Origin of the sequence: Vibrio sp. V39_P1S14PM300 (genome assembly GCF_009904765.1) — a bacterium.
GTDB lineage: Bacteria > Pseudomonadota > Gammaproteobacteria > Enterobacterales > Vibrionaceae > Vibrio > Vibrio proteolyticus.
Genome location: NZ_WXWP01000137.1, coordinates 1 through 5414, shown reverse-complemented (window position 1 = coordinate 5414; position 5414 = coordinate 1). Strand labels below are relative to the sequence as shown.

General features: G+C 42.8%; 5 protein-coding genes. All 5 read right to left on the bottom strand.

Features of this window, described 5'->3' with window-relative positions; translation table 11 throughout:
• On the bottom strand, positions 1-692 hold a 692-nt coding region (locus CAG65_RS06565; RefSeq protein WP_161452955.1), incomplete at its 3' end, for a DUF1156 domain-containing protein.
• A gap of 98 nt (positions 693-790) precedes the next feature.
• Positions 791-1873, bottom strand: coding sequence for an anti-phage-associated DUF3780 domain-containing protein (locus tag CAG65_RS06560; protein WP_161452952.1), 1083 nt, complete (start codon positions 1871-1873; stop codon positions 791-793).
• Positions 1874-1912: 39 nt separating this feature from the next.
• A complete protein-coding gene (locus CAG65_RS06555; RefSeq protein WP_161452950.1) occupies positions 1913-5038 on the bottom strand; it encodes an anti-phage-associated DUF499 domain-containing protein in 3126 nt (1041 codons plus the stop codon).
• Positions 5035-5277 carry a ribbon-helix-helix protein, CopG family gene (locus CAG65_RS06550; RefSeq protein ID WP_237668767.1) on the bottom strand — a complete coding sequence of 81 codons (243 nt, stop codon included), beginning with the start codon at positions 5275-5277 and terminating at the stop codon, positions 5035-5037. The genes CAG65_RS06555 and CAG65_RS06550 overlap by 4 nt, the downstream gene beginning before the upstream one ends.
• The gene (locus CAG65_RS06545; RefSeq protein ID WP_337247545.1) at positions 5267-5410 is read right to left on the bottom strand and encodes a helix-turn-helix transcriptional regulator; all 144 of its coding nucleotides are present in this window, start codon (positions 5408-5410) and stop codon (positions 5267-5269) included. The genes CAG65_RS06550 and CAG65_RS06545 overlap by 11 nt, the downstream gene beginning before the upstream one ends.
• Positions 5411-5414 lie beyond the last annotated feature (4 nt).

Sequence of the window (5414 nt, the reverse complement as noted above, 5' to 3'; positions counted from 1 at the left end):
ACTGAAGGCTTTCTCCCAAATCGAAGAACCCCAAGTTGTTCAACTAGTTCTTCCAAGCTATTTGCAGATATACCAAAATTAGAGAAATACAATTTTGTATTAGCCCAAACGTGACTAGATAACCAGTTTTGGTCGCATTCTTCTGGGCGCTTGCATAAAGACGCTTTTTCCTCATATGTCTCAAATCTCTGTAGATACTCTTTAAACAGAGGAACTTTTTCATCATCGCAAATATCTCTACGCCACCGAATTTTCAATCCAAGGGCATGACTATCGAAAGGGGCTGTTAATTCATCAACGTCACTGAATCTATTATCATCTTGTTTGATATTGTGGCTAAAGAAGTCCCAAGGATTATGTATGTCAATAGATGAGATAAGATCGACAGGTTTGATTGCGCCCAAAGTAATAGCCCTTTTGGCTAAACTCTCGGAATCAAAAGCCATTAACATTTCATAAACATCTAAGTCTTTCTCACTATCATCGGTTTTTGGTAGTAATGAGCCCAGTATTATACTTTTAACCAGTATTAGTGGCTTGCGTCCTTTCCAGTAAGAGCCTAGACCAGTCAAAGTTTGACTTTGTACAGATGTCCTTTCTTGTTGAGCTTCGAAAGAAACTTTTTGTGCAGGAAATACAGCTTCAATTAGTGCAGGAGCATCTTTTAATGCAAAGGGCGTTAGTTGTGCCATTTAGTTTTGTCTCCAAAAAGAGCGATATGTTAGAAAATCGCTCTATATTTATTTCGGTGGATTTAGGGACAGAGATTTCTTATCACCCTGTTGCGAAATTAGTTAGTTTTTTTGCCGTAACCCAACTCTTTGAGGCTGCGACCTTTTAAATCTCGCCAAGCATCCATGCCACTGCGAGGGTTCCCTGCAATCACACAAGCAGCCAAACTTGGACTTTTAAACGAGTAATCACATGTAAAGGAATACACCTCTCCGTCCTCCACCAGAACACCTTCGTCTAAAAGCTTCTGGCGTAATTCACGAATCGCAGGTCGTAACGATTTCGCCACAGCTACGTTTGCCGTCGAACCTTTTCCAACAACAAATTCGGGCTTACTCATATCACCAACTGGGTGACCACCAGCTTTAGCCTTCTTAGCCTCAAATAGGAATAGTACATCCTCCGCTAATGAACTCTCTTCTTTCAGTTCAGTAACGGGTAATGGAGTTTCCTCGTCTTGACCTACTGGATTTTCATTACCAGCCGGCAGCTCAGCTAAACTCTCAGCAGGCTTACGTGAGCTCTCATTAGCTGGTTGCAGGTTGTCCTCACTCTCGCCTTGAACCAATGAGTAACTTGGTGACACTTCACGAACTTGTTTGTCTTTTTCCAGCAACTCTGTCTGTACAATGTCACCAAGAGCGTGGCGCAGCGCAATACGCCAACCTACATCACGGTCATCCTTGTGGCCTGTACTCATTGCCGTCATACCAAATAACCACCAGCGCTCTTCAGGACGAAGGGCTAACCAGTTGCGAACAGCGACAGAGATATTTTCAGCGTCCATACCCTCTATCGCCCAAGCAAGTACACAAAGCTCTTTACCTAGCAAGCGGTCGACAACGTTCTCACCCACTTTCCATGAGCTTGGCTTTAGATCATAACTTTTCAAACGAGCATTAAACGCTCGCTGCACCTCTGCTCGTATTGCCGTCCAGCAAGAACGATCCAGCACTACACGCTCAATAACCGATAGCTCTTCGCTCTGAGCTTGCATGCCCAGATGCTCACTAATTTCAACTTTTCCACTATTCGCTTTTGGAATGATAACTTTAAAGTGATGAGGATCGCTGGAGGCTGGTACCCCAAAACCAAGCGTCGAATATTTAGGCGCATTTTGTTTTACTGTTACCTTTGACATATTTTTCTCCTCATCACTGTTTACTTTACACATACAGGATTATTCTTCCTGCACCACATCACCAGGACGAAGCTCAATTCCTGCTAACTTAGCGAACTCTTTTGCTTCAAAACCGTTTTCAAACTCGATGCCATCTCTGACGTTAACCGTAACCGCTGCATCCGCCTCATTGAGTAGCTCTCTTAGACTGTTCACTGTTTTTTCGATCATGATCGCTGTAACTTGGCGTTCACCAAAGCGGATACCAACGGTGTTTTCACCTTCACCAATTTCGATCCTAACTCCTTTAAATTGAGTTGAAGCCTGATCTTTAAATCGATTAATAACTGAGAAAACCTTATCGGTAGTATCGAGTGATACACGCTTTGCACTATTGATTCTTGCTGGTTTAGTGTCGTCAATTTTTACAGTTTTATCGCCAACATGTGGAATAGAAAATTCCGCTGTTTTAGAAGCTTCACCTGATTTGGCGTACACTAATAATAACGTTGCATCCGAACCGATATCGAACGGCTTGTCATAAACGGAGCCATCTTTAGGGTTAGAACCATCCAACGTGTAAAACATGTCAGCATGTGGCGTACATTGCAGAGTAATTTTTCGTTTATCTGCTAACGCCTCAACCTGATGTCTTATCTTAAGATCCGCGACCCAACGAGTAGCCGCACCTGTCTCATACTTTCCACTTGGATCTCTCACTAAGAAATAGAGCGTACTTTCAGTTGTACTAAAGCTTTCGCTATCTTCAACTTGCGCGTCTGTCTCAAAAACCTCTGACTTAGTTGAGTAGTGAATTATCGGACTATCTCCAGCATTTCTTGGCGTTAAACTAAGCACTGACTCTCCAGTATCTGGATGTGTACTTAGTAACGAAACGTTGACGCTCGTCTTTTCTTTAGGGAATGGTCCTTTTTCAATGTAACCATCTTCACCTTGTCGCCAGCGACCTTGTTTGAGCGCTTCTGCTTTTAATGTATCCATACCGCTGTTACCAGGCATCCAAGGCCAAGCAGGATTGCACTTAGCTTTGCTTACTACATCTTTCCATGGAGTACGTCTATTTCCAGCACCTGACGGCCAAAGCTCAGCCTCTGCCATTGCAAAATACTGGGCAAAGTCTTCTTTGAGATCTGCTGCTAATTTATAGTTGGCACGAGGATCTGCCATTAACTTGTCAATTTGTACTTCAGCAGACTGCTCACCCTCGCCGATTTTTAATCCATTATCGATCGTCACTTTTAGCAAACGCTCGGAGCCATCTAACTCATCAATACCTGGGAAAAGAATCGTGTTATAAGATGCAGACAGTGCTTTGGCAAAACGCCCTTCAGCCTCTTCTAATCGATCTCTAGCTTCTTCGAATAATGTGTCACCAGATTTCAGCTTTTTGTTAATTAGCTCTAATGCATATAGTTCACGCAACCTTTCTTCAACAGCATCCGCCATGATGCTATCTTGTCCAGTGAGTACTAAAAGGTTGTTTTTCTCTTGCTGGAACTCAAAGAAGTTCATTAGCTCACTTGGTGGCACTTTACCATCAGGCTTTATAACGATGAGCGTGCGAGGGCCACTGAGCTTAAGCTCATCCATTCGAGGCAAAATTTGAACATCCTGGTAAGTACTGCGAGTGTTAGGTTGCAATATACCTTTCAAGCGATTGATCAACGCTTGGTCAATTTTAGGTTGTGGGATTTCTTTGGCGCTTCTTTCTATCTGGCGAGATAAGTTTTCTGTTTCCTTTATAAAGAAACGTTCGTCTTCACGGTGCAGATACCAGACTTGTTCACGTAGTTTCTGGATAGCTTCTAAGAACTCATCTGCTTTACGGTTTGGAGCTGCTAAAAACTCAATAATTTCGCTTTCTGATAAACCGATACGTCCACCAACTGCTCGCGAGAGAGACGACGCTAATAAAAGAGTCATCAACTGAACTGCCGCATCATTGCTTTGTTCTGCATCGATAATTTCAGCGATTGCATCCCCTTTGTCTGCAATATCTCGTGTTATCGCCGGTACCAGCTTTGGAGAAATTCTCTCGATTTCATCTTTCACTTGCTCGTCATTTAAATCGAGGTGCTGAGTACCAATAAGAAACACATCATCGGTTTTTCTTTGCTCAACACTTTTCAGAAGTCGAGCAGTAAATTGCATCAAACCTCGCGTTTGACGAAAACCTTCATTCTCTTTGAACAGAGCAACTAGGTGTTTGAAAGAAGGGTGGAACGGGTATGTTTCTCGAATTTGCTCGGCTATCTGCTCAATGCTTGACGCAATAATGTAGCCGCCGTCTTCCGCTTTTTTGATTTGTTGTGCGTACTCTTCCGCAATGTCGTTGATTACTTGCTGACTAGGCATTTCATCAATAAGACGCTTTTTCAAAATCTCATAGATTTCATTACCCGATAATTGCACAGGGGTAATGGTCATTGATTGACGGCGAGTTTCTTGCTGCAGGTTAGATATAGAGTCTGCAAGTGCTTTTGTCTGTGCCTTATAACTGCCTGATAGGTTAGCCATAACGATACAGCAATTTGGTAGCTCTAAGGCTGCACTCATTAAAGTACTTAAGCTATAAACGACCATATCAGCTAACGTGCCGGAACCTAAAACCTGCGTACTAGCAACGTTCAAATAAGGAGGTAGCTCATCAATCATAATCAGAGTTGGTGTGTCTCCGATGATGTCTTTCCATTTCTGCTGATCAACTGGTTTAGGGCCATTAACCCAGTGCTCTCTAATTTGTTCTTCGGCACCAAGTTGTGTGCAGATATCACCCCAAATATAGTTGCTCGGGTTGTTTCGTCCATTAAAAGCAGCAATTCGAGCTTTGCCGAAATCTAAGCGACTACTAAGGCTTTCAGGTAATACAGTGGGCCTTAAATGAGCATGTTTGGCAAGTAGGCCTAGAGCGATCATCATGTGGGTTTTACCACCACCCATCGCTTGAGTTAATTCGAAAACGGCTTGATCCGATTTGCCAGACAAACGAAGCATACCTTCTCGGAAAAGTTGCTCCATACCGTGAGTCACGAAGTTTCGTGAAAAGAACTCACTTCCATCACCTTCATCAGTAATTAGATCCGCCAGGTTTTCAATCCCTTGGCTCATCCTGTAGTCCTGAATTACAGGGTTGAAACTACATGCCTGTTTAACCGTTTTAATCATTTCTTAAGCTCCTGACGCTGATCTAATTCTTGGGCGTTATCTATAGCTATACCGTTTTTTTCACAATGCTCGCGAATCATCACTTCAATCATATTTGCGATAGAGCGATGTTCAGCTTGAGCCGCTGTACGCAGCGCTTCCTTTAAATTTGGTTCAACTCGTATGGTTAACGTTGCAGTTTTAGTAGTAGCCATTTTTATACCCTGAATGCCTGCAAATGTACTGCGTTTAGAATACATCCTTAAACCCTTGATTGCACCCTTCCATTTTACTCATCATCCAATCTTCAACATCACTTTCAAGCCAAGCCTTACGCTTACCTGATACGGTGAAGCTTTTTGGAAACTCCCCATTTTTCATTAGCTCATAAATAGTG